Source organism: Citrobacter sp. Cm046 (assembly GCF_030333065.1).
Classification (GTDB): Bacteria; Pseudomonadota; Gammaproteobacteria; order Enterobacterales; family Enterobacteriaceae; genus Citrobacter; species Citrobacter murliniae.
The window spans coordinates 56,565-81,998 of the sequence record NZ_JAOWGP010000041.1; the positions used below are offsets into that span (position 1 = coordinate 56,565).

General features: G+C 52.2%; 24 protein-coding genes. 13 read left to right on the forward strand and 11 right to left on the reverse strand.

Annotation, left to right across the window (positions count from 1 at the left end):
• Positions 1-277 precede the first annotated feature (277 nt).
• A complete protein-coding gene (rhaS, locus tag OGX98_RS13730) occupies positions 278-1,126 on the forward strand; it encodes an HTH-type transcriptional activator RhaS (protein WP_286595410.1) in 849 nt (282 codons plus the stop codon).
• A 151-nt stretch (positions 1,127-1,277) separates the two neighbouring features.
• Positions 1,278-2,126, forward strand: a complete 849-nt coding sequence (gene rhaR / locus OGX98_RS13735; protein WP_045449271.1) for an HTH-type transcriptional activator RhaR — start codon at positions 1,278-1,280, stop codon at positions 2,124-2,126.
• Here rhaR and rhaT read toward each other — a convergent pair.
• Entirely contained in the window at positions 2,123-3,157 is a 1,035-nt protein-coding gene (gene rhaT / locus OGX98_RS13740) for an L-rhamnose/proton symporter RhaT (RefSeq protein ID WP_045449272.1), read from the reverse strand. The genes rhaR and rhaT overlap by 4 nt on opposite strands.
• A 203-nt stretch (positions 3,158-3,360) precedes the next feature.
• Positions 3,361-4,782, reverse strand: coding sequence for an L-fucose/L-arabinose isomerase family protein (locus tag OGX98_RS13745; RefSeq protein ID WP_286595411.1), 1,422 nt, complete (start codon positions 4,780-4,782; stop codon positions 3,361-3,363).
• A gap of 255 nt (positions 4,783-5,037) precedes the next feature.
• Here OGX98_RS13745 and sodA point away from each other — a divergent pair, with 255 nt between their 5' ends.
• Together sodA and kdgT are read left to right on the forward strand one after the other, a co-directional pair.
• Positions 5,038-5,658, forward strand: coding sequence for a superoxide dismutase [Mn] (sodA, locus tag OGX98_RS13750; protein WP_045449275.1), 621 nt, complete (start codon positions 5,038-5,040; stop codon positions 5,656-5,658).
• A gap of 282 nt (positions 5,659-5,940) precedes the next feature.
• Positions 5,941-6,924, forward strand: a complete 984-nt coding sequence (gene kdgT / locus OGX98_RS13755) for a 2-keto-3-deoxygluconate transporter (protein ID WP_045449276.1) — start codon at positions 5,941-5,943, stop codon at positions 6,922-6,924.
• An 83-nt stretch (positions 6,925-7,007) separates the two neighbouring features.
• On the opposite strand, the gene OGX98_RS13760 is transcribed toward kdgT, so the two are convergent.
• On the reverse strand, positions 7,008-7,898 hold the full coding sequence (locus OGX98_RS13760) for a dihydrodipicolinate synthase family protein (RefSeq protein ID WP_286595412.1): 891 nt from the start codon (positions 7,896-7,898) through the stop codon (positions 7,008-7,010).
• Between the two features lie 152 nt (positions 7,899-8,050).
• Here OGX98_RS13760 and yiiM point away from each other — a divergent pair, with 152 nt between their 5' ends.
• Positions 8,051-8,725, forward strand: coding sequence for a 6-hydroxyaminopurine reductase (yiiM, locus tag OGX98_RS13765; protein WP_286595413.1), 675 nt, complete (start codon positions 8,051-8,053; stop codon positions 8,723-8,725).
• A 63-nt stretch (positions 8,726-8,788) separates the two neighbouring features.
• Here yiiM and cpxA read toward each other — a convergent pair whose 3' ends face one another.
• Both cpxA and cpxR read right to left on the reverse strand, forming a co-directional pair.
• Positions 8,789-10,162, reverse strand: a complete 1,374-nt coding sequence (gene cpxA, locus OGX98_RS13770) for an envelope stress sensor histidine kinase CpxA (protein WP_286595414.1) — start codon at positions 10,160-10,162, stop codon at positions 8,789-8,791.
• On the reverse strand, positions 10,159-10,857 hold the full coding sequence (gene cpxR, locus OGX98_RS13775) for an envelope stress response regulator transcription factor CpxR (RefSeq protein ID WP_005121756.1): 699 nt from the start codon (positions 10,855-10,857) through the stop codon (positions 10,159-10,161). The genes cpxA and cpxR overlap by 4 nt, the downstream gene beginning before the upstream one ends.
• Positions 10,858-11,007: 150 nt before the next feature.
• Between cpxR and cpxP the strand changes: the two genes are divergently transcribed.
• The 7 genes from cpxP to OGX98_RS13810 all read left to right on the forward strand — a co-directional run bounded on the left by cpxP (position 11,008) and on the right by OGX98_RS13810 (position 18,709).
• Entirely contained in the window at positions 11,008-11,508 is a 501-nt protein-coding gene (gene cpxP / locus OGX98_RS13780; RefSeq protein ID WP_286493455.1) for a cell-envelope stress modulator CpxP, read from the forward strand.
• Between the two features lie 147 nt (positions 11,509-11,655).
• On the forward strand, positions 11,656-12,558 hold the full coding sequence (gene fieF / locus OGX98_RS13785) for a CDF family cation-efflux transporter FieF (protein ID WP_045449286.1): 903 nt from the start codon (positions 11,656-11,658) through the stop codon (positions 12,556-12,558).
• 173 nt (positions 12,559-12,731) lie between these two features.
• Entirely contained in the window at positions 12,732-13,694 is a 963-nt protein-coding gene (gene pfkA, locus OGX98_RS13790) for a 6-phosphofructokinase (RefSeq protein WP_045449287.1), read from the forward strand.
• A 206-nt stretch (positions 13,695-13,900) separates the two neighbouring features.
• Complete coding sequence (gene sbp / locus OGX98_RS13795; RefSeq protein WP_286595415.1) at positions 13,901-14,890, forward strand: sulfate/thiosulfate ABC transporter substrate-binding protein Sbp; 990 nt, start codon at positions 13,901-13,903, stop codon at positions 14,888-14,890.
• Positions 14,891-14,995: 105 nt separating this feature from the next.
• Entirely contained in the window at positions 14,996-15,745 is a 750-nt protein-coding gene (locus tag OGX98_RS13800) for a CDP-diacylglycerol diphosphatase (protein WP_286595416.1), read from the forward strand.
• A 73-nt stretch (positions 15,746-15,818) separates the two neighbouring features.
• On the forward strand, positions 15,819-17,123 hold the full coding sequence (locus OGX98_RS13805) for an SLC13 family permease (protein WP_284097133.1): 1,305 nt from the start codon (positions 15,819-15,821) through the stop codon (positions 17,121-17,123).
• 113 nt (positions 17,124-17,236) lie between these two features.
• Complete coding sequence (locus OGX98_RS13810; RefSeq protein WP_048223382.1) at positions 17,237-18,709, forward strand: DASS family sodium-coupled anion symporter; 1,473 nt, start codon at positions 17,237-17,239, stop codon at positions 18,707-18,709.
• A gap of 50 nt (positions 18,710-18,759) precedes the next feature.
• Here OGX98_RS13810 and tpiA read toward each other — a convergent pair whose 3' ends face one another.
• Entirely contained in the window at positions 18,760-19,527 is a 768-nt protein-coding gene (gene tpiA / locus OGX98_RS13815; protein ID WP_003028783.1) for a triose-phosphate isomerase, read from the reverse strand.
• A 109-nt stretch (positions 19,528-19,636) separates the two neighbouring features.
• Positions 19,637-20,236, reverse strand: coding sequence for a YiiQ family protein (locus tag OGX98_RS13820; RefSeq protein ID WP_045449300.1), 600 nt, complete (start codon positions 20,234-20,236; stop codon positions 19,637-19,639).
• Between the two features lie 100 nt (positions 20,237-20,336).
• Between OGX98_RS13820 and OGX98_RS13825 the strand changes: the two genes are divergently transcribed.
• On the forward strand, positions 20,337-20,759 hold the full coding sequence (locus tag OGX98_RS13825) for a DUF805 domain-containing protein (protein ID WP_045449302.1): 423 nt from the start codon (positions 20,337-20,339) through the stop codon (positions 20,757-20,759).
• A gap of 96 nt (positions 20,760-20,855) precedes the next feature.
• Here the strand turns inward: OGX98_RS13825 and fpr are convergent, their stop codons facing one another.
• From fpr to OGX98_RS13845, 4 genes are all read right to left on the reverse strand, one after another.
• Entirely contained in the window at positions 20,856-21,602 is a 747-nt protein-coding gene (gene fpr / locus OGX98_RS13830; protein WP_286595417.1) for a ferredoxin--NADP(+) reductase, read from the reverse strand.
• 95 nt (positions 21,603-21,697) lie between these two features.
• The gene (gene glpX, locus OGX98_RS13835; RefSeq protein ID WP_045449305.1) at positions 21,698-22,708 is read right to left on the reverse strand and encodes a class II fructose-bisphosphatase; all 1,011 of its coding nucleotides are present in this window, start codon (positions 22,706-22,708) and stop codon (positions 21,698-21,700) included.
• A gap of 133 nt (positions 22,709-22,841) precedes the next feature.
• Positions 22,842-24,350: a glycerol kinase GlpK gene (gene glpK / locus OGX98_RS13840; protein ID WP_045449312.1), complete on the reverse strand. Its 1,509-nt coding sequence runs from the start codon at positions 24,348-24,350 to the stop codon at positions 22,842-22,844.
• A 22-nt stretch (positions 24,351-24,372) separates the two neighbouring features.
• Entirely contained in the window at positions 24,373-25,218 is an 846-nt protein-coding gene (locus tag OGX98_RS13845; protein ID WP_045449313.1) for an MIP/aquaporin family protein, read from the reverse strand.
• Between the last annotated feature and the right edge of the window lie 216 nt (positions 25,219-25,434).

Here is a 25,434-nt window from a genome sequence, read left to right on the forward strand (position 1 = left end):
GCTCAGTCTAAGAACTCCCGGAAAGGTGTACCTTCTTGTTAGTGACAGCCTCAATAAGCGGCTGGCAGCCTGGCAAAGGTGAACGTGATGGTGTTCACAATTCCTGGTAATGGAGGTGATTTTGCCTGGTGTGACCCCTTCCGCAATTCCCGTTTTTTCCCACTATTTCTTGAAGAATTAACTCTGTTTACGCGCTTTGGCGTCAAAAATTTAAGGTGAGGGTGGTAACCCTTAATTACTATTCAGCCATGTTCATTTGATCGGGAAGGATGTCATCATGACCGTACTGCATTGCGTGGATTTTTTTCCGACAGGTAAAGCAACCCTCACGATTGAACCGCGGCTTCCTCAGTCAGCATTCCCTGAGCATCACCATGATTTTCATGAAATTGTGGTGGTTGAGCATGGGACAGGTATCCATGTGTTCAACGGACAGCCCTACACCATCAGCGGCGGAACAGTCTGTTTTGTCCGCGATCATGACAGACACTTATATGAACATACTGACAACCTGTGTCTGACAAATATTCTGTATCGTTCCCCGGATGCGTTTCAGTTTCTGGCCGGACTGAATCAGCTTTTGCCCCAGGAACTGAACGGTCAGTATCCGTCCCACTGGCGGATAAATCAGGGCGTGTTGCAACAGGTTCGTTTGCTGGTGGGGCAGATGGAAAAACTCGGTGATGAGATGGACACGCCGTCGGCGGCAAATCGCGAGATCCTGTTTATGCAACTGCTGGTGTTGTTACGCAAAAGTAGCCTGATGGAAGTGGCTACAGATAATGATGCGCGGCTTAATCAGCTGATGGCGTGGCTGGAAGATCACTTTGCCGATGAGGTGTGCTGGGAAGCGGTAGCCGAAAAGTTTTCGCTCTCTTTACGCACTATGCACCGCCAGCTTAAACAGCAAACCGGATTGACGCCACAGCGCTATCTTAATCGTCTGCGGCTCATTAAGGCCCGGCATTTATTACGCCACAGCGATGATAGTGTTACGGACATCGCTTATCGCTGTGGTTTTGGCGACAGTAACCACTTTTCGACGCTGTTTCGCCGGGAGTTCGACTGGTCGCCACGCGATATTCGCCAGGGACGTGACCGCACTGCGGGAAGCAGCCTCCAGTAACGCGAATGCTATCAACGTTTTTTGCCGCCAGTTCTCAGATAATCACGTTCCTTAACGCCGGATGACAGTTTCGTCTTATCCGGCTTACAAGGGCGCAGTGTCGGCCTGATAAGCGTATCGCCATCAGGCAACAAAGCATCGAGGTGGTACGGTGACTGAGCGGTTAATTCTTCTAAAGTCAGACTTTTTTGCCAATGCCCGGCAGGCGGTCGCCGTTGCCGATCGCTATCCGCAAAACGTCTTTGCTGAGCACACCCATGAGTTTTGCGAACTGGTTATGGTCTGGCGAGGCAATGGCCTGCATGTTCTCAACGATCGCCCGTACCGCATCACCCGTGGCGATCTGTTTTATATTCGTGCTGAAGATAAACACTCCTACACCTCAGTTAACGACCTCGTTTTGCAGAATATTATCTACTGCCCGGAACGGCTGACGTTGAATCTGGGCTGGGAAAGCGCGATCCCAGGATTTAATGACTCGGCGGGACAGCCGCACTGGCGACTGGGCAGCGCCGGGATGACCCAAGCCCGGCAGGTCATTAGCCAGCTTGAGCATGAGAGCCATCAACGCGACCCGCAGGCTTTTGACCTGGCAGAGCTGTTATTTGGACAACTGGTGATGATCCTAAAACGGCATCGTTATGCCACGGACACGCTTCCGGCGACATCAAGCGAAACGCTGCTGGATAAACTGATCACCGCTCTGGCCGGGAGCCATGAACACGCCTTTGAACTGGACAAATTTTGCGACCGTGAGCAGTGCAGCGAACGTGTTTTGCGCCAGCAGTTTCGTAACCAGACAGGAATGACTATCAACCAGTACCTCCGGCAAGTGCGAATTTGCCATGCTCAGTATCTGCTTCAGCATAGTCGGTTGATGATCAGTGAAATTTCTATGCGCTGTGGCTTTGAGGACAGTAACTATTTTTCGGTGGTGTTCACACGGGAAACCGGGATGACGCCCAGCCAGTGGCGTCATCTCGGTAATCAAAACGATTAGCTTGCCATTCCCATACCGACAATATTGGCCGCGACGATAATCACCACGCAACCGAGGCTTAGCACGCTGACCGGATGTCGGCCCGCATTGCTCCACTCTTTCATAATCAGGCCTACAATACCGCCGCACAGGACGTAGAAACTCATGTGCAGCATCCAGCTCATGTAGTCATACTGCGCCGGAATTTTGGCATGGCCCCAGGCGTAAAAGAAGAACTGGAGATACCACATCAGCCCGGCGAGCGCCGAAAACAGGATATTGCTGATAATCAGCGGTTTTGCTAACGAGAAGTCGGCTTTTATCGACAAGTTTTTCATTTTTGCCAGACGAATGAAGCAGTAGCCGAGGTTGATTACCGCACCGCCGCCCATGATCACCACGTAGCTTGGCAGGGCAACATACAGCGGATCGATACCGAGTGCGGCAGCGGCTTCGTGCATCGGTTTTGCCGCATCCATTGCAAAGGACATCCCGGCGGAGAAAAAGCCGCACATCACCGCCAGTATCAGACCTTTTTTCAGGTTGAACTCTTCCGCTTTGATGCCCATCTTGCGCTCTTTTAGCTGCCCGGCGCGGGTGACAATCGCGACGCCGATCAGGGCGACCAGCACACCGAACAGGGTCATACGGCCACCGGGTGTGCCGACGAGCACATCAAATTTACCGGCAATGATAGGCGTCATTAAGGTGCCGACAATCAGCGTAATACCGATGGCGATCCCGATTCCCATCGACATGCCGAGGTAGCGCATGGTCAGACCATAGTTAATGTTACCGATCCCCCACATCGCGCCAAATAAAAATATCGGCAGCAGTGTGGAAGCGCTGAAAGAACGGTAATAGGCCCAGAAGTCCGGTAGCAGGATCGAACTGACGAGCCAGGGAAGGATTAGCCATGAAACAAAACCGCCTATGGACCACATGGTTTCCCAGGTCCAGTGTTGTACCTTTTTAAAAGGGGCGTAGAAACAAGCGGCACTTGCGGCACCAATAAGATGCCAGAATATCCCCATCGTAATTGCGTTACCCATTCTGTTTCCTTTTAAATTATCGATCTGGCTGGATAAAAATCTCCCGTTTTGATGATCGAAAGTCTAAAGAGTGAGCAATGAATTAACCTTCAGCATGCTGCCGCAGGATTGGCAATGCTGGCAAAATTCAGGGGATGATAGGGATGTTGATCACAAATTGATCTTCCGCCCCTCTTTTTTGAGAAGGGCGGAAATGTCGCGGGTTAGCAGATTTTTACTGCCTGAATGCCCAGCAGCCAGGCGAGTTTATCCAGCACGTCGCCATGATGACCAAGGCCAATGCTGCAATGGTGGGCTGGACCGCCCAGGCACCACTGCGTTGTGAATTCGCGAGCCGATAAAGGGAAACGATAGCGGCTGTTGGTGTTGCCGATATCCAGTACTTCGCCCGCCACAGCTTCACCTTCGGCATACTGCAAACGCACGCCGTTTTCGGCATCTTCAACAACCGAAAGAAAGGTTACCGGGCCGGGTTTTACGGTCATCTGGATAGATACACCTTTACCGGGTTTACCATGATAAACCGGCAGCGGTACCAGGTTAACCGGGCCGTCCGCCATCAGCGGATGTGCCGGGCCGTCATGCCCCCACAGTACAACATTGTCATTAAATTCAATTCCATAGGGTTCAGAGAACGAACCTCCGGCCCCCAGGAGCTGCTGGATTTTCATTGCCAGCACGTTTTTGATTTCATATTCTCCTGCCACGGGAATACCGCGGTGGGTGAGCAGCGTGTTACCGAGGATGATTGAGGTGATGATATTTTCGTAAGCATTACCGCTTCGACCTTCGTAGTAATAGGCCAGTGCGCCAAGGGTATTCCGGGCAATAAGTTTATCCATGGCGCAGGCCGTGGTGAGCGCGCGGTCAAGTTCAGCGGGTTCACAGGCTGCTTCCACCTGTAGCACGCGGTTCGTCTCTTGCCGTTTAGCGCAGAGGTCCGTCTCGCTAACCTGCTCGCGATATTCCGCCAGCTCACACATTTCCAGCGGCTTAAAACGTACGCCCAATCTGGCGGATAAATTCGTCATATTGCTGTAAACGTCCACCATACCGTCATAATAGTGTCCGAGTACGCCGACCTGACAGTTTGACAGCATCTGGCGTACGTTCAGGGCCTGTAGCCACTGCGCAGTTTGTTGCCAGACGTACTCATCGCCCTGTAATGCACCCACAATCAGTTGAAAGCGGATATTCGCGCGGTTAAACACGTTTGCCAGTTCGGGCGCGCTACAGGCCTGGCAGTGCGCCAGCCATTCTCCGGTACGCCCGCCCCGATCCGGGATTTGACGGATCGTCGAATAGGGCAGGCCAGGCTCTGGCTGTAAGACCAGAATAATGACCGGCTTGTTGATGCTTTGCACCAAAGGCAGTACCGTTGCGCTGAGGGCATAGGTGCTGATGTACAGGCAGACAGCATCGACAGGCTGCTGCTGCAACCGCCTGATAAGGGCGTCGGCTTTGTCGACGTTATCGATCAGGCCGCCGTTAATTACGGTGGCTTGTTGCGCCGTCAGACGCTCGTCAATTGTTTGCAGATAGTCCTGAAGTCGTGACTCCAGGCCAGTAAACTGGGGCCAGTATGTGTCGAGGCCGATACCGAAAAGGGCGATGTTGACAGACATAGCAATATTTCCTCGTGAGATAATCCAGAGACTATCTCTTGCTTTGTCTCCCGTGTCCTTTATGTCGTTGCCTGTTTTCTCCGCGTGTTGGCAAAATTCGCCTGATTATTCCGCTAATGCTCACATTTTCATCTCATAATAGCCATGTAAAAAGTACGGCATTGATAATCATTTTCAATATCATTTAATTAACTATAATGACTCAACTGCTTACGCGGCGTTAACACTGGCCGCCCGACAATACTGGAGATGATTATGAGTTATACACTGCCATCCCTGCCGTACGCTTATGATGCCCTTGAACCGCACTTTGATAAGCAGACGATGGAAATTCACCATACCAAACACCACCAGGCCTATGTAAACAACGCTAACGCTGCGCTGGAAAGCCTGCCTGAATTCGCCAACCTGTCTGCTGAAGAGCTGATCACCAAACTGGATCAACTGCCTGCGGATAAGAAAACCGTACTGCGTAACAACGCTGGCGGTCACGCTAACCACAGCCTGTTCTGGAAAGGGCTGAAAACCGGTACCACGCTGCAGGGCGATCTGAAAGCCGCTATTGAGCGCGACTTTGGCTCTGTTGATAACTTCAAAGCTGAATTTGAAAAAGCGGCAGCAACCCGTTTCGGTTCTGGCTGGGCGTGGCTGGTTCTGAAAGGTGACAAGCTGGCTGTTGTTTCCACTGCTAACCAGGATTCCCCGCTGATGGGCGAAGCTATCTCTGGTGCTTCTGGCTTCCCGATCGTGGGTCTGGACGTATGGGAACACGCTTACTACCTGAAATTCCAGAACCGTCGCCCGGACTACATCAAAGAGTTCTGGAACGTGGTGAACTGGGACGAAGCTGCAGCGCGTTTTGCGGCGAAAAAATAAGTTTGATGATGCCTGAAACCTGATAGCGTTACGATTATCAGGCCGGGATCTGATGACCTGATACAGCCCTTACAAGTCATGCTTGTGGGGGCTTTTTTGTGATCAAAATCAATATGGGAACAATGATCCATTTAAATTGAAACAATGTTTTATTGTGCGATGAGGATCACTTTTATCTGTCCTCTGAGTATCTATCTTCTTTCCATCAAGACGGGCGCATCTCATAAGCAAGATGCAATCGCCCATAAAAATGCCCCATTTTTATGTCTACAGGTGATGGAAATGCATATCAAACGTACGATAGAGAAAATCCCAGGCGGTATGATGCTGGTGCCGCTATTTCTGGGCGCGTTATGTCACACCTTTTCACCCGGCGCCGGAAAATACTTCGGCTCATTCACCAACGGTATGATCACTGGCACAGTGCCGATTCTGGCTGTCTGGTTCTTTTGCATGGGGGCGTCGATTAAGCTAAGCGCCACCGGAACCGTACTGCGTAAATCTGGCACGTTAGTAATAACCAAGATTCTTGTGGCATGGGTAGTGGCGGCGATCGCTTCGCGCATTCTTCCAGAACATGGAGTGGAGGTGGGGTTCTTTGCCGGGTTGTCCACGCTGGCGCTGGTGGCTGCAATGGATATGACCAACGGCGGGCTGTATGCCTCGATCATGCAGCAATACGGCACCAAGGAAGAGGCTGGGGCGTTTGTCCTGATGTCACTGGAGTCCGGCCCGCTCATGACCATGGTCATTCTGGGAACTGCGGGGATTGCTTCGTTTGAACCGCATGTGTTTGTTGGTGCGGTGTTGCCGTTCCTGATTGGTTTTGCACTGGGAAATCTGGACCCTGAGCTTCGCGAGTTCTTCAGTAAAGCGGTGCAAACGCTGATACCTTTCTTTGCCTTCGCATTGGGTAACACTATTGATTTGAGCGTGATTGCTCAGACTGGCGTGCTGGGTATACTGCTGGGCGTCGCGGTGATTATCGTCACCGGTATCCCATTGATTATCGCCGATAAACTGATTGGCGGCGGGGATGGTACGGCGGGGATTGCGGCTTCCAGCTCTGCAGGTGCGGCAGTTGCCACGCCGGTGCTGATTGCCGAAATGGTTCCAGCGTTTAAACCAATGGCTCCGGCAGCGACTTCTCTGGTGGCAACCTCGGTGATTGTGACATCAATTCTTGTGCCGATTATCACTTCTATCTGGTCGAAAAGAGCTAAAGCCAGAGCGGCGGAAATTGATATTCGCGGCACGGTGAAGTAAATATTTTTTACCGGATAGCGCTGCGCTTATCCAGCCAATGTAGGCCCGGTAAGCGTTCGCGCTGCCGGGCATCAGGTGCAAAACTAAAGGACAAGGACCTCGTCAATTGTCCGACACTCACTCTCGTTCAGTTCCCCACCTGCATTACGTGAAACCCCTGAGCAATAACCATACTTACGTGACACTACAGTTTTAATGGTGGTGACAAAATCCTCGCCAATCGCGTAGATGGACATATACGTGCCAATCTTATCCTGAATGTCGCGTAGCGCAGCCAGGTCGCCCTGCTTAAATGCCTCGCGCGCGCTGACAAACAGTTCCGGCATGACGTTGTTCAACCCTGAGATAATCCCTGCACCACCTGCCAGCAGGTTAGGAATGTAGTATTCGTCGTAGCCGGAGAGCACAGCAAAATCTTCCCGCACGGCGCGGGTTGTCTGGATCATGCTGCGGGTATGCGACTGGCAGTCCACGGTGTCTTTAATACCGGCGAAGTTCGGGAACTCAGCGGCGAGTGTGGCAACCAGTTCAGGCGTTAAATCACAGCCGGTACGTGCCGGGAAGTTATAGGCAAACCATTTTCCACTGAGCTTCTGTCCTAGCTGGCGGAAGTAGCTCAGCAACTGTTTCGATGTTTGTCCGTAGTAGTAAGGTGGCAGGATCATGACGGCATCATATCCCGAGTGAAACGCTTCTTGCGCCATCAGCAGAACATCATTTTGGCATGTGGATGAGACATTTGCGACCATCTTCAGCGAGCTCATGGCCCGGGCCTCACGGATCAGTAACAGTCTCTCTTCCAGCGTAAAGGAGGCAAATTCCCCAATGCTGCCCATCAGTAAAATAACGTCGATCTTTGCCTCGGTAAGGCGTTTGAGATGCTGACTCAGACCGTTGAGATCGATCTTGCCATCATTGTCCATCGGCGTAATGGACGGACACCAGACGCCAGCAAATTGCGATTGACCAGTCACGTTGTTGACTCCTTAATTGAAATGATGTTTCAAAACCAGTTTACATTGATAGCATGTGTACCTAATTTTCATGTGAACCGTGCTCTCATTTTGAGCGACTGGGGTAAAATAAATATGGTGTAATGGGGGAAATTTATCGGGAGAGGGAACAGATGCGATATCCGGTTGATGTTTTTACAGGCAAGATTCGGGACTACATAGGAAGCCGTCCCAGCGCGATTGCGAAAGTTCAGGTCGATGGCGAGCTGATATTGACTGAACTGGGTCTGGCAGGCGATGAGCAGGCGGAAACGAAAATTCACGGTGGACCGGACCGAGCGCTGTGCCACTATCCGCGTGAACACTATCTGCACTGGAGGCAAGAATTCCCCGAACAGTCAGAGTTATTTATTGCCCCCGCCTTTGGTGAGAACCTCTCAACTGAAGGAATGACGGAAGAGAATGTTTATATCGGTGATATCTTCCATTGGGGAGAGGCACTGATTCAGGTCACGCAGCCGCGCTCGCCGTGTTTTAAGCTTAACTACCATTTTGGCATCAGTGATATGGCCAGCCAGATGCAAAACGCAGGCAAAACCGGCTGGCTGTACAGCGTTATCGCGCCAGGGATGGTGTCGGCGGATGCCCCCTTGATTCTGACTTCACGTGTCAGTGACGTCAGCGTACAGGAGGCAATTGCTATTGCCTGGCATATGCCGTTCGATGATGAACAGTACCACCGTTTGCTGTCGGCTGCGGGATTATCAAAAAGCTGGACCAGAACGATGCAGAAACGTCGTTTAAGCGGCAAAATCGAAGACAATTCGCGGAGATTGTGGGGGAAATAATTCCCCCCAGCAGGAAGCGTAGACCGGGTAAGGCGAAGTCGCCGCCCGGCACAACAGGTTTAATTACGAGCGTTTATACAGCGGCAGCCAGAGAACCAGACGCAGACCACCCAACGGGCTGTCTTCGGCCTTCACCCAACCACGGTGCTGCTGAATAGCGGTTTCGACAATCGCCAGACCCAGACCGGTACCGCCGGATTCGCGGTCACGCGCTTCATCGGTACGATAGAACGGACGGAAAATCTGTTCTCTGTCTTCGGGACTCACCCCCGGGCCATCATCGTCTACGGCGATGGTAATCCCGTCTTTATCCACCGCGAAGCCAACTTCAATCTTGGTGTGCGAGTAACGCAGGGCGTTGCGAACAATGTTCTCCAGTGCACTTTCCAGCGCATTCGGGTTACCGTACAGCGGCCACGGCCCTGGCGGGAAGTTTACCGTTAACGATTTACCCATCTGCTCAGCTTCAAAGGCGGCGTTATCCAGCACTTCGCCCCACAACTGGTTTGCTTTCACGGTTTCACTGACCAGTGCGTTTTTCTGTTGATTACGCGACATGACCAGTAAATCGTTGATCATGCTGTCCAGTCGGTGTGCTTCCGTTTCAATACGTTCCAGCTCTTTGCTCTCACCGCTACGACGGCGTAGCAGAGCGGTACCCAGTTGCAGGCGCGTCAGCGGCGTTCTCAACTCGTGGGAGATGTCCGACAACAGCCGTTGTTGGCTGGTCATCATCCGTTCCAGAGCGGTCACCATCTGGTTAAAACTGGCGCCTGCTGCAAGAAATTCCTGCGGACCTGCTTCCAGTTCCGGATGCTGACGCAGGTTACCCTGTGCCACTTCATCCGCCGCATTTTTCAGCTTACGTGCCGGTTTCGCCAGGCTCCAGGCAAGCCAGAGCAACAGCGGGGAACTGACCAGCATGGTGACGATCAGCAGTAACAGCGGTCGGTCAAACAGCAGGTTGATAAAGTCTGATTGTGAACTGCTGGCAGGTCGAATGAGATACAGTTGGTAGTTATCTTCGCCATCTCTGACAGAGAAAGGCCCGACCATCTCAACGCGACCGTACTTTTTCTTTTGTGGGTGGTCGGCGTTATCCGCCTGACCAATAAAGTTACGAATGATCTGCATTTCGTTGCGTTCTGCACCGATCACGCGTCCTTCCGTCGTAACAAGCAATAAACGTTGTCCCGGCGGTGCCCACTTGTCTATTGCACGGAACAGGCGACGCCACCACATCAAATCATTGGGTGGATCGTTCGCGAGTTCAGCTTCAACGTGTTGCTCGATCATCAACCCCTGGCGCTGTTCGCTGTCCAGTAGCTCGGTCATCTGGCGTGAGTCGAGCTTGGGTAACATCAGTACCAACATCAACACCAGTGCCAGCGTCAACCAGAAGATGGCAAAGATGCGTGCGGTTAAGCTCCCTATCATGAAGCGGAGACCATCAGGTAGCCGCGACCGCGCAGGGTTTTAAACCACGGGTGTCCGTCTTTACGCTCTGGCAGCTTACGACGCAGGTTAGAGATATGCATATCGATAGCACGGTCGAACGGTGTCAGACGTTTGCCCAGCACTTCCTGGCTTAAATGTTCACGAGAAACCACCTGACCGAGATGCTGTGCCAGCAAATAGAGCAGGGTGAATTCGGTGCCAGTTAACTCCAGGGTTTGTCCATCGAAGCTGGCTTCCTGGCGGCCTGGGTTGAGGCTTAACGCATCCACTTCCAGCGTCGGCGAACCGTTGTCGCTGTTCTGCTGCTGTTCGCTCCAGTGTGAGCGGCGCAGAATAGCGCGGATGCGCGCGACCAGTTCACGGTCGTTAAACGGTTTCGGTAAATAGTCGTCCGCGCCCAGCTCAAGGCCGAGTACGCGATCCAATTCGCTGCCGCGTGCGGTCAGCATGATTACGGGTGTCTGGTGTGTCTGGCGAAGCGCTTTCAACGTATCAATGCCGTTTTTCTTCGGCATCATGACATCGAGCAAAAGTAAATCGATGCTGTCATCCAGAAGCTCAAGTGCCTGCTCCCCGTCATGGGCAACCAGCACATCGAAACCTTCCATTTCGAGCAACTCCTTTAACAGGGATGTCAGCTCTCGGTCATCATCAACTAACAGGATTTTATTCATTGTTTACGTACCTCCGAGGCAGAAATTACGTCATCAGGCGGCGCTAATCTATGACTTTACGTTGTTTTACACCCCCTGACGCATGTTTGCAGCCCGAATCGTAAACTGTCTCTCGTTGAATCGCGACAGAAAAGATTTTGGGAGCAAGTGATGGGCAAAGTTACCGCTGCCGTCATGGCCTCAACGCTGGCACTCAGCACTTTAAGCCATGCAGCTGAAGTCGTCACAGGCGATCACTGGCACCTGGGAGAAAGCGGCTCGCAACGTAATGCGCAGAGCCACATGTTCGACGGTATCAGTTTAACCGAACATCAACGCCAACAGATGCGAGATTTAATGCAGCAGGCAAGACATGAGCAGCCTCCTGTTAATGTTAGCGAAATAGAGACAATGCATCGCCTTGTCACCGCAGAGAAATTTGATGAAAGCGCTGTGCGCGCTCAGGCAGAAAAAATGGCACAAGAGCAGGTTGCCCGCCAGGTTGAAATAGCCAAGGTTCGCAACCAGATGTATCGCCTGTTAACGCCCGAGCAGCAAGCGGTTTTAAATGAGAAACATGAACAACGAATGGAGCAACTGCGCGACATGGCGCAATGGCAAAAAAGCTCATCGTTGAATTTATTGAGTAGTAGCAACTCACGTTCCCAGTAGTAACCCTGTTTTCCTTGCCATAGACACCATCCCTGTCTTCCCCCACATGATGTGGGGGTTTTTTTTGCCCAAAATTTGACGCTCTGTTATTGCCTGACTGTTTTACTTCATCCGTTATACTAGCGGCATATCCTGGCAGGAGTGTTTATGAATCAAACCTATGGGCGGCTGGTGAGCCGGGCGGCAATCGCCGCGACAGTGATGGCATCGCTGTTACTTTTGATCAAAATTTTTGCGTGGTGGTACACCGGATCGGTGAGTATTCTGGCTGCACTGGTGGATTCTCTGGTAGATATCGCCGCGTCGTTGACCAATCTTTTGGTGGTGCGTTATTCATTGCAACCGGCTGATGATGAGCACACTTTCGGACATGGGAAGGCAGAATCGCTGGCGGCGCTGGCACAAAGTATGTTTATTTCAGGCTCGGCGCTGTTTTTGTTTTTGACCGGTATTCAGCATCTGGTCCAGCCGACGCCGATGAAAGATCCGGGCGTAGGGGTGATCGTCACCGTCATTGCGTTAATTTGTACTATCATACTGGTCACGTTTCAGCGCTGGGTTGTGAAACGTACGCAAAGTCAGGCTGTCCGGGCAGATATGCTTCATTATCAGTCTGATGTTATGATGAACGGAGCGATCCTCGTTGCGCTTGGCCTTGCCTGGTATGGCTGGCATCGTGCGGATGCCTTGTTTGCCCTCGGAATTGGCATCTATATTTTATATAGCGCATTACGTATGGGGTATGAGGCGGTGCAATCCTTACTGGATCGCGCTTTACCCGATGGGGAACGTCAGGAAATTATTGATATTGTGACGTCATGGCCGGGAGTCAGCGGCGCTCACGATCTTCGCACGCGGCAGTCAGGGCCGACCCGCTTTATTCAGATTCATTTGGAAATGGAAGATAATCTGCCGCTCGTTCAGGCGCATTTAGTGGCTGAACAGGTTGAGCAGGCAATTTTGCGGCGTTTCCCGGGATCGGATGTGATTATTCACCAGGATCCCTGTTCCGTCGTACCCAGGGAAGGCAAGATGTTTAATTCGTTGTAAAAAGTGTGCCAGGCCAGCATTTTGTGTATAAATTACCACCATTTGGCCTGACCTGAATCAATTCAGCAGGAAGTGATTGTTATACTATCTGCATATTCGTTGGATCGTTTCGATATGCGGAATCGACTTCCGGCAGCAGATTTCATTTTGCATTCCAAAGTTCAGAGGTAGTCATGATTAAGAAAATCGGTGTGTTGACAAGCGGCGGTGATGCGCCGGGCATGAACGCAGCAATCCGTGGTGTTGTACGTGCAGCGTTGTCGGAAGGACTGGAAGTCATGGGGATCCATGATGGCTACCTGGGTTTGTATGAAGACCGTATGGTCCAGCTTGACCGCTACAGCGTATCCGACATGATTAACCGTGGCGGTACTTTCCTCGGTTCTGCTCGCTTCCCTGAATTCCGCGACGAAAATGTGCGTGCAGTGGCTATCGAAAACCTGAAGAAACGTGGCATTGATGCACTGGTTGTTATTGGTGGTGACGGTTCTTACCTGGGTGCAAAACGCCTGACTGAAATGGGTTTCCCGTGCATCGGTCTGCCGGGCACGATCGACAACGATATTAAAGGCACTGACTACACTATCGGCTACTTCACTGCACTGGGTACCGTGGTAGAAGCGATTGACCGCCTGCGTGATACCTCTTCTTCTCACCAGCGTATTTCCATCGTTGAAGTGATGGGCCGTTACTGTGGCGATCTGACCCTGGCGGCAGCAATCGCGGGTGGCTGTGAGTTTGTTGTGGTACCGGAAGTGGAATTCAGCCGTGACGATCTGGTCGCTGAAATCAAAGCTGGGATCGCGAAAGGTAAAAAACACGCCATCGTCGCCATTACTGAGCACATGTGTGACGTTGACGAACTGGCGCATTACATCGAGAAAGAAACAGGCCGTGAAACGCGTTCAACCGTACTGGGCCACATCCAGCGTGGTGGTTCTCCGGTGCCTTACGACCGTATCCTGGCTTCCCGTATGGGCGCGTATGCCATTGAACTGCTGCTGGAAGGTCATGGCGGTCGTTGCGTCGGCATTCAGAATGAACAACTGGTTCACCACGACATCATTGACGCAATTGAAAACATGAAGCGTCCGTTCAAAGGTGACTGGCTGGACTGCGCGAAAAAACTGTACTGATTGTTTTTTCCGCGCCTGATGGCGCTACGCTTATCAGGTCTACAGGTTGCAGAGACTTGTAGGCCGGATAGGGCGTTAGTCGCCATCCGGCACATCCCCTCGCTTTTATTCCCCCAAGTTATAGCAAATCTTTTTTTATTCTTTAATGTTTGGAACGCTTTCTGGCACGCTTTGCTCATCACAACACAACATAAGAGAGCTGGGCGATGAACAAATGGAGCGTGGGGTTAACATTATTGCTGGCATCGACCAGCGTTCTGGCAAAGGATATTCAGTTACTTAACGTATCGTACGATCCAACGCGTGAACTGTACGAACAGTACAACAAAGCATTCAGCGCGCACTGGAAACAAGAAACGGGTGATAATGTCGTGATCCGCCAGTCACACGGTGGCTCCGGCAAACAGGCAACCTCCGTTATTAACGGTATTGAAGCCGATGTGGTAACCCTGGCGCTGGCCTATGATGTTGATGCCATCGCTGAACGTGGTCGTATCGATAAAAACTGGATTAAGCGTTTGCCGGATAACTCTGCGCCTTACACCTCCACCATCGTCTTCCTGGTCCGCAAAGGAAATCCAAAGCAAATTCATGACTGGAACGATCTGGTTAAACCGGGCGTGTCGGTCATTACGCCAAACCCGAAAAGTTCAGGCGGCGCCCGCTGGAACTATCTGGCCGCGTGGGGCTACGCGCTGCACCACAACAACAACGATCAGGCCAAAGCACAGGACTTTGTCAAGGCTCTGTTTAAAAACGTTGAAGTACTGGATTCCGGCGCACGTGGTTCAACCAATACTTTTGTCGAGCGCGGGATCGGTGATGTGCTGATTGCCTGGGAAAATGAGGCGCTGCTGGCGACAAATGAACTGGGTAAAGATAAGTTCGAAATTGTCACTCCGAGCGAATCTATCCTGGCGGAACCGACCGTTTCTGTTGTCGACAAAGTGGTCGAAAAGAAAGATACCAAAGCAGTGGCAGAAGCTTATCTGAAGTATCTCTATTCCCCGCAGGGTCAGGAAATTGCAGCGAAAAACTACTATCGTCCACGCAATCCTGAAATTGCGAAGAAATACGAAAATGCGTTTCCGAAGCTGAAGCTGTTCACCATCGACGAGGAGTTTGGCGGCTGGACAAAGGCGCAGAAAGAACACTTCTCTAACGGCGGCACGTTCGATCAGATTAGTAAACGGTAAGTGCGGGTGTCGTTTTCAGGCCCGGTAGCATAATGCGACCGGGCTTTTTTATTTGTCATCATTTTGCGTTACTCTTCCACTTCAATAAGATACAGGGAACGCGCAATGAAAAAAGCAGGCTATTTTTTACTGGTGGTGATCGTTATCGCTGCGACGGCGGGTATTGGCTACTGGAAGTTTACCGCTAATCCGAACGCGTTACGCCAGATTGTGCTTGAGCAATGTCTGCCGAACCAGTTACAACACCAAAATCCTGCACCGTGCGCTGAAGTTAAGCCGGATGCCGGATACGTGGTGTTCAAGGACCGTAACGGCCCTCTGCAATATCTGTTGATGCCTGGCTACCGTATTAACGGGATGGAAAGCCCGCTGTTGCTGAAATCGGGCACGCCAAACTTTTTCTGGCTCGCCTGGCAGGCGCGTAGCTTTATGAGTCAGAAATATGGTCAGGAAATTCCCGACAAGGCAGTATCACTGGCGATCAACTCAGTCACTGGTCGCACGCAAAACCACTTTCATATTCATATCTCTTGTCTGCGTCCTGATGTCAGAACGCAACTGGATGACAATCTGGCGAAGATCGGTACTCGCTGGCTGCCTTTGCCCGGTGGGCTACGCGGACACCAGTATCTGGCGCGCCGCGTGACGGAAAGCGAGCTGGTACAACGTAGCCCGTTTATGATGCTGGCGGAAGAAGTTCCTGATGCGCGTGAGCACATGGGCAGCTATGCGCTGGCGATGGCACGCCAGAGCGATGACTCCTTTGTCCTGCTGGCGACGCAGCGCGATCTGCTGTCATTGAATCTCGCCTCCGCCGAGGAAATTCAGGATCATCAATGTGATATTCTGAAGTAACCCCACCTAATCTGGCGTTTACTCTCTTTGCCTGTCCCCGTATTCTTGTTGAAAAAAACAACAGGAGACAGGCATGTCGATCTGGCTTACGCACCCTCTGTTTATTCCTTCTCTGGTGGTTGGCATCACCATTCTGCTCTGGGCAACGTCGCTGTTACCGGAGTTTATAACCGCTCTGCTGTTCTTTTCTGTGGCGATGGTGGCCAAAATTGCTCCACCGGATGTGATCTTTGGTGGCTTTGCATCGTCAGCGTTCTGGCTGGTCTTTAGCGGTTTCGTACTGGGTATTGCGATTCGTAAAACGGGACTGGCGGATCGGGCTGCGCGTGCGTTGTCGTCCCGGCTGACCGACTCCTGGCCGTTAATGGTTGCGAGCGTGGTGCTGCTTAGCTATGCGCTGGCGTTTGTAATGCCATCCAATATGGGGCGCATTGCGTTGTTGATGCCGATTGTTGCGGCGATGGCGAAACGTGCCGGAATTGCCGATGGTACCCGCGCCTGGTACGGCCTGGCGTTAGCCGTTGGTTTTGGCACCTTCCAGCTTTCCGCCACGATTCTACCCGCGAACGTACCTAACCTGGTAATGAGTGGTGCAGCAGAAGGCTCTTACGGTATCCATCTGAATTACCTTCCCTATTTGCTGTTACATACGCCTGTGCTGGGTTGGCTGAAAGGTGTGGTACTTATTGTGCTTATTTGCTGGCTGTTCCCCGGCAAGCCTCATGCACCGCGTGATCTGACGCCACCTGAACCGATGAGTGGTGATGAGAAACGTCTGGCCTGGATGTTGACGGTCGTGCTGATTATGTGGGTGAGTGAAAGCTGGCACGGCATTGGTCCAGCCTGGACCGGCCTGACGGCAGCGGTCATTACGCTGTTGCCCCGTGTTGGTTTTATTAATGGGGAGGAGTTTTCCAGTGGCGTAAATATCCGCACCTGTATATATGTGGCAGGTATCCTGGGGCTGGCGATCACTGTGACGCAGACCGGCATTGGTAGTGCGGTGGGCGAAGCACTGTTACAGGTGATGCCGTTGGATGCGAATAAACCGTTTACCAGCTTCCTGGCGTTGACCGGTATCACCACCGCGCTCAATTTTATTATGACGGCTAACGGCGTTCCGGCACTGTATACCACGTTGGCCCAGAGCTTTTCCGATGCGACCGGGTTCCCGCTGTTGTCGGTGATTATGATTCAGGTTCTGGGTTATTCCACCCCGTTGTTGCCGTATCAGGCATCACCGATTGTGGTGGCGATGGCGTTAGGGAAAGTGCCCGCAAGAGCAGGGATGTTGCTGTGTATTACGCTGGCGGTGGCGACGTATCTGGTACTGTTGCCGCTGGATTACGTGTGGTTTAGCGTATTAGGGAAATTATAGTTTCATCGTGGTGTTAATTTTTTGTTTTGTGAGATGATGAATTGTTTTATTTGTGCTGATACCGGTTAATACCGGAGCGCGTACTTGCGCACTGGAAACTCAAGGATTGATTCATGGACAGATTGACCCCCATCCGCTGTTGGCCTGCCATCATCTCGATCGTTATTACGCTGACAATCTGGTTTATTATTCCTTGCCCCCCTGACGTAACTCCTGAGGCGTGGCATCTGTTGGCGCTGTTTATCGGCACGATCGCGGCGATTATTGGCAAGGCCATGCCCATCGGCGCTATCGCAATTGTGGCGATTATGCTGGTGGCTATGACAGGCGTTACCAACCCTGGTAAACCCTCAGCGGCGTTGAACGACGCGCTAAGCGGTTTCTCGAACCAACTGATCTGGCTGATTGGGTTATCCATCATGCTGTCGCAAAGTCTGTTGAAAACGGGGCTGGGTGCGCGTATCGGCTATGGGTTTATTGCCTTGTTCGGCAAAAGAACACTGGGTATCGCCTGGGCATTAACGCTGGCGGAAACGATGATCGCGCCCGTAACGCCGAGCAATACCGCGCGCGGCGGCGGCATTATCCATCCGGTGATGCGGGCGATTGCAGAAAGTCTCGGGTCTCAACCCGGCGACAAGGAAAATGGTTCAACGGGGCGATATCTTGCACTGGTGAACTACAACATTAACCCGATCAGTTCAGCAATGTTTATCACAGCGACTGCACCTAACCCCTTAATTGTTAGCTTTTTGACTAAAGGGTCAGATGGGGTGCTGAATATGACCTGGGGGATGTGGGCCATCGCGGCGCTCCTTCCTGCTGTCGTCTCATTGATCGTGATGCCCATCGTTATCTGGTGGCTCTATCCACCGGCCATTACGCGTACGCCGAATGCGCCGCAGTTTGCCCGGGAAAAGCTGGGCGCGCTTGGCCCGCTATCGCTGGCAGAAAAAATCACCCTCGCAGTTTTCGTTTTGTTGCTTTGCCTGTGGGCGGGTGTTCCTGCGATGCTGATGGGCAACGGCTGGGCTGTTAACCCCACCAGTGCGGCGTTAATTGGCCTATCCATTCTGCTCGTGACGGGGGTATTAAACTGGGACGATATTCTTAAATGCCGCGGTGCATGGGATACGATAGTCTGGTTTGCCGCTCTGGTGATGATGGCGGACTTCCTGAGCAAACTGGGTCTGGTGGGTTGGCTGGCGACGAGCGTGGGCAGTGCAATTGATCATCTCGGTGTCCACTGGAGTATCGCGACACTGCTGCTGATCCTGCTTTACGTCTATTCACACTACTTTTTCGCCAGTACCACCGCGCATATTACGGCCATGTTCGCGGCGTTCTTCGCTGCGGGATTAGGTCTCGGCGCTCCCCCGGCACTGCTTGGACTGATGCTGGGTTTCTCTTCCTCACTGATGATGTCGCTCACGCATTATGGTACGGGTACTGCACCCATCATCTTTGGCTCGGGCTATGTCACGTTGGCGGAGTGGTGGAAAACGGGGCTAGTGATGAGCGTGGTTAACCTGACTATCTGGGGAGTGACCGGAGCCTTTTGGTGGCACTGGCTGGGATACTGGTAAAACGGAATCGCCGGATGTGACGGGAGGAGCATGCCTCCCGTCGCAACGACTTAAGCCTGTTTAGCGGCTTCAGCTGCTTTAACGATCACCGCGAAGGCGTCAGCTTTCAGCGAAGCACCGCCAACCAGCGCACCGTCGATGTCCGGCTGGGCAAACAGTTCTGCTGCGTTAGCTGCGTTTACGGAACCGCCGTACTGGATGATAACTTGTTCAGCGATTTTCGCGTCAGCTTTAGCAATGTGGTCACGGATGAATTTGTGAACAGCCTGAGCTTGTGCCGGAGTTGCAGATTTGCCAGTACCGATAGCCCATACAGGTTCGTAAGCGATAACCACGCCTTCGAATGCCGCAGCACCCTGAGTTTTCAGAACGGCGTCGATCTGACGTGCGCAAACTTCTTCAGTTTTGCCTGCTTCGTTTTCTGCTTCGGTTTCACCAATGCACAGAACCGGGGTCAGACCCTGTTCTTTCAGCACAGCGAATTTTTTAGCGATCAGCTCGTCAGACTCTTTGTGATAAGTACGACGCTCGGAGTGGCCGATAATGATGTACTGCGCGCCGATGTCTTTCAGCATTTCAGCTGAAGTTTCACCAGTGAATGCGCCAGACAGGTTCAGGTCAACGTTCTGCGCGCCCAGGATGATGTGGCTACCGGCAGCAGCGTGTTTTGCCAGGTCGATATACATTTCCGGTGGAGCGATTGCTACTGCACAGCCAGCTACGCCAGCCAGTTCTTTACGCAGGTTAGCAACCAGTTCGTTTACCATATGGCGGCTGCCGTTCAGTTTCCAGTTACCCATCACTAAAGGATGTCGCATTTAATTTCTCCACGCTTTATCAGCGAATTAAGGAATATGGCCGCCCGTCAGGGCAGCATGGTCTGTGAAACAGTATAGAGATTCATCCCTGGAAAGGCTTTGCTTTTTGTCATTTATTCGACTCCTCCAGACTCTCAGATAATGCCAGCTTAATCGGTTCAACAGCGAAGGTCAGCCCCTTTTCGCCGTTATCTGCAACAACATAGCGAATTGCACCCTCAGTTTCTGCGTAGTAATGCTTACCTTTGCCTGCGGTGAGCAATTTTTGCAGCTTTTTCTGGCTTTGTTCTTTGGTCAGTAAAGGGGCTACGGTGCGGATGATGGCGCTCATGTATTCCAGCGCTTTCGCTTTGGCGGCCTTTTGTTCCGGCCCCTGAATCGGCAGCCAGGTTACCTGCATGCTTTTGATTTTCAGCGTACCGCGCTCAAGAGCAGATGACGCATACAGGTTTTCATTGATCTTACTGGCGGCGCGGGTGAGGTTTGCCTTATCACGGCTGCTGTCGATGGCACGGAACTCATTCAATGCAAGTTTTGGATTCTGCGTATTAAAGTTTTCACGAAATTGGCTGATCGACAGATCAAACGTCGGCGCGCCCGCCAGCAGGTAGGGGGCTGTGGTTGCTGTCGAGTGCTCTTCCGCCAGTGCCGTAGTGTTTACGGACAGGGCTGAAAACAATAATAAAAACAGAGTAAATCCTTGCTTCATCAATCGTACCTTTCGTTATGACTGTCCACGATTAAAACGATAACTGTCGGGCTTGTCAAAAGGGTAAACTGTTCTGAAGGCCAATTTTAAAGGAACCTACATGACCATACAGCAGTGGTTATTCTCATTTAAAGGGCGTATCGGACGCCGTGATTTTTGGATTTGGGTCGGCCTCTGGATTGTCGGTATGCTGGTTCTGTTCTCACTGGCGAGTAAAAAATTACTCGATATCCAGACGGCTGCGTTTTGCCTGGTCTGTCTGCTCTGGCCGACGGCGGCAGTGACGGTAAAACGCCTGCATGACCGGGGGCGCTCTGGATTGTGGGCGCTATTGATGATTCTGGCGTGGATGCTGCTGGCCGGAAACTGGGCGATATTGCCAGGCATCTGGCAGTGGGTGGTAGGTCGCTTTATTCCTACGCTGATTCTGGTCGGTATGATTATCGATCTGGGCGCGTTTGTTGGCACTCAGGGTGAAAACAAATTTGGCGTAGATACGCTGGATGTGAAGTATAAAGGGTAAAGCGTAGGCCGGATGAGGCGTTGCCGCCATCCGGCAGATCGCCCGCTGGCGCTACGCTTATCGGACCTACAAAATCAATAAACCCACGGCAATGTCTTACCAGTAGTGCTCGGCAGTCATATGGCCCGGTCGACGACGCAGATGTTTGGTCATCTGCCGGGTCTCTTTCAGTAACTGCTGGGTATCGCGTACCATCTGTGGATTTCCACAAAGCATCACATGGCTGGTGGTGGTATCCATTGCCAGCCCAACTGCTTTTTCCAGCTCGCCGCTTTCAATCAGCGCGGGAACCCGTCCAGTAAGCGAGCCTGTAGCCGTTTCACGGCTGACGACGGTCTGGATACGTAATTTACCTTCGTAGCGTTTTTCCAGCCTCTGCATCAGCGGCAGGTAGCTTAAATCGGCGGCATAACGGGCAGCATGGACCAGCACCAGATTTTTAAAGCGATCAAGATCTTTACCCAACTGCAGAATCGACAAATATGGGCCGATAGCCGTGCCGGTTGCCAGCATCCACAGCGTGTCACAATCGGGAACTTCATCCAGCACGAAAAATCCTGCGGCTTCGCTTACGACCTGCACTTCATCGCCAGGTTTCAGCGCAGCCAGACGTGGACTGAGTTTACCGTCGGGAACGGTCACCAGATAAAACTCTAAATCAGGATTATCAGGCGCGTTCACATAGGAATAGGCGCGCTGGACGCGCTCACCGTCGATCTCAAGGCCAAGCTTAGTAAACTGACCAGCAGTGAAAGGATGAACTGGAGCTCGCACGGTCAAACTAAACAGGGCATCGGTCCAGTTATGTACCTTCGTGACTTTACCTGTTACCCAATCTGCCATGGTTTTCTCCTGTCTGATTTGCTTGCCTTATCTTCGTTCGCTGAACAAAAAAATTCCAGTCCCGGAGGACTGGAAAGCTCAATCAAACAAATCTGTTACAGGATGTGCGCCTGCACATCAGGATCTTTGCGATCCAGGTAGTGAATGGATTGAATGCGGCGGATCGTGCGCGATTTCCCGCGGATCAGCAGTGTTTCAGTGGTTGCGATATTGCCTTTACGGCTAATCCCTTCCAGCAGGTCGCCTTTGGTGATCCCGGTCGCTGAGAAAATCACATTGTCGCTGCGCGCCATTTCGTCCAGACGCAGCGCTTTGCCTGCTTCAATGCCCATTGCCTGGCAACGAGCCAGTTCCTGTTCGCCAATGCGACGATTCTCTTCGCTGTCGCCCTTGACGTCGTGACGTGCCAGCAGGCGGCCCTGCATGTCGCCATCCAGTGCGCGGATTACGGCAGCGGAAACTACGCCTTCCGGTGCACCGCCGATACCGTACAGTACGTCGACTTCGCTGTCTGGCATGCAGGTCAGAATTGAGGCGGCGACATCGCCGTCAGGAATGGCAAACACGCGTACGCCCAGCTTCGCCATCTCAGCGATAACTTCATCATGACGAGGCTTTGCAAGGATGGTGACGGTCAGCTCACCAAGTGGTTTACCGAGTGCGGCAGCAATGTTACGCAGGTTAGCTTCCAGTGGCAGATTCAGGTCGATTGATCCTTTCGCACCAGGGCCGACAATCAGCTTTTCCATATACATATCCGGCGCGTTCAGGAAGCAGCCTTTATCACCGACAGCCAGTACTGCCAGGGCATTCGCCTGGCCCATTGCTGTCATGCGCGTGCCTTCGATTGGATCGACAGCTATGTCCACGGCATCGCCGAGACCGGTCCCAACCTTCTCACCGATAAACAACATTGGCGCTTCATCGATTTCGCCCTCACCAATAACAATAGTGCCGTCGATGTTGACCTGGTTGAGCATAATACGCATGGCGTTCACCGCCGCGCCGTCAGCGATGTTTTTATCGCCGCGACCCAGCCATTTATAGCCAGCCAGTGCGGCTGCTTCGGTCACGCGTGAAAATTCAATGGCAAGTTCTCGTCTCATTGCAAACTCGTAGCAGAAAGGAATGGCGCGAAGTGTAGCACAGGGTAAGGGGCTGGATTATTGATGTGTGTGCGTGTGCAGGGTTGAGAAGGTTTTGCCGGATAAGGCGTTAGCCCCATCCGGCATTTCAGCATTACTCTTCGTGGTCTTCCCACGCAAGGGCGCGTTTGACCGCTTTTTTCCAGCCGCTGTAACGGAAGTTACGCTCTGTGGTTTCAATACCAGGGCGGAATTCACGTTCAATAACAGCTTTTTCCTGCAACTCATCCAGATTCTGCCAGAAACCTACGGCTAGGCCTGCCAGGTATGCGGCACCCAGTGCGGTAACTTCGCGGACTTCCGGGCGCTCAACGCGAGTGCCGAGAATGTCTGACTGGAACTGCATCAGGAAGTTGTTGGCAACCGCACCGCCATCAACACGCAGTGCGTGCAGACGAATACCGGAATCGGCCTGCATCGCTTCCAGAACATCACGGGTCTGGTAAGCGATAGACTCGAGCGTTGCACGGATGATGTGGTTAGAGTTTACGCCACGGGTCAGACCGAAAATCGCGCCACGGGCATACGGGTCCCAGTACGGTGCACCCAGACCAGTGAATGCCGGAACAACGTACACGCCGTTGGTGTCTTTCACTTTGGTGGCAAAATATTCGGAGTCGAAAGCATCGCTGATGAGTTTCATTTCATCACGCAGCCACTGGATGGATGCGCCAGCCATAAACACCGCACCTTCCAGCGCGTAGTTCACTTCTCCGGTTGGGCCACAGGCGATGGTGGTCAGCAGTCCGTTTTCGGACTTAACCGCTTTCTCACCGGTGTTCATCAGCATGAAGCAGCCGGTGCCGTAGGTGTTTTTCGCCATCCCTTCCTTCACGCACAGTTGGCCGAACAGCGCAGCCTGCTGGTCGCCTGCGATACCGGAGATTGGAATACGTGTGCCACCTTTACCACCGATGTTGGTCTGACCGTAGACTTCGGAGGAACGACGAACTTCCGGCAGCATTGCGCGCGGGATGTCCAACGCATCCAGCATCTTGTCGTCCCAGTCCAGGGAGTGGATGTTGAACAGCATGGTACGTGAGGCGTTGGTGTAATCCGTTACGTGTACACGTCCCTGAGTCATTTTCCAGATAAGCCAGGTATCCACTGTACCGAACAGCAGTTCACCGCGACGAGCGCGCTCACGAGAACCTTCTACGTGGTCAAGGATCCACTTTACTTTGGTGCCGGAGAAATACGGGTCAATTACCAGGCCGGTGTTGTTACGGATGTAATCTTCCATCCCGTCGCGCTTGAGTTTCTCGCAAATATCAGCGGTACGACGACACTGCCACACAATGGCGTTATAGATAGGTTTACCGGTCTCACGCTCCCAGACGATAGTGGTTTCACGCTGGTTAGTAATACCAATCGCTGCAATTTCATCGGAACTGATATCGGCTTTCGCCAGCACTTCTACCAGCGTGGAGCTTTGGGTCGCCCAAATTTCCATTGGGTCGTGTTCTACCCAGCCTGCTTTCGGGTAGATTTGCTCGAATTCGCGTTGTGAAACGCTAACGATATTTGCATCGTGGTCCATCACGACCGCGCGGGAGCTGGTGGTGCCCTGGTCGAGCGCAACGATATATTTTTTCTCAGTCATAATTTTTTGTCCCGTAGTCACATTACTGCGAAGCTTTTTGTTGAGTGTTGGCCGCAATGTCTTTCTCTTCAATCGCGCAGACATCGCACGGTAAATGGCGACCAATCAGTTTGCGATATGCCCATGCGCCCAAAATCGCGCCGGTAATCGGGCCAAACACCGGTACCAGGAAGTAAGGAATATCGCGACCACCCGTAAAGGCAATCTCACCCCATCCTGCGAGCCCGGCGAATAGTTTCGGCCCAAAGTCACGAGCCGGGTTCATCGCAAAACCGGTCAGTGGACCCATGGAGGCACCAATAACGGCAATCAATAAGCCGATCAGCAGGGGTGCCAGCGGACCACGAGGTACACCGTTACCATCGTCGGTCAGTGCCAGAATCAGCCCCATTAGAATAGCGGTAATGACCATTTCAACCGCGAAGGCCTGCACAAAATTGATATGCGGGTTCGGATAGGTGGAGAAAGTACCAGCCAGACCCAGGCTCTCGGTACTGCCGCGCACGATATGGTTAGTTTGTTCGAAATCGATGAAAAGATTGTAATAAAGCCCGTAAACCAATGCCGCTGCGCAAAAGGCGCCGGCAATTTGCGAAATAATAAAAGGTACTACTTTGCGTTTGTCAAAACACGCAAACAACCAGAGTGCGATTGTGACTGCTGGGTTCAGGTGTGCACCAGAAACGCCTGCTGTCAGATAGATAGCCATCGCTACCCCCAGACCCCAGATGATACTGATTTCCCACTGACCAAAAGTAGCGCCAGCCACTTTAAGTGCAGCAACACAGCCCACACCGAAGAAAATCAACAACCCGGTACCGAGGAATTCAGCAATGCACTGGCCTTTTAAGGTTGATGTTTGACTCATAATCGGATCCTGAAGAGAGTTTAATGTTTATTGTGTTCGAGAAGGTCACTGACATCCCCGGAGCCGGTAGGCACACTGTTAATTTATCGTTAACGAGCAAAAACGAGAAATATCGAAATTGAAATGTGTGTACTGCATCAACAAAATGAGCGTTATCGCGCCATAACGAGGTATTTGTTATACAAAAAGAGTGTGAGCTGAATCATTTCATTAACC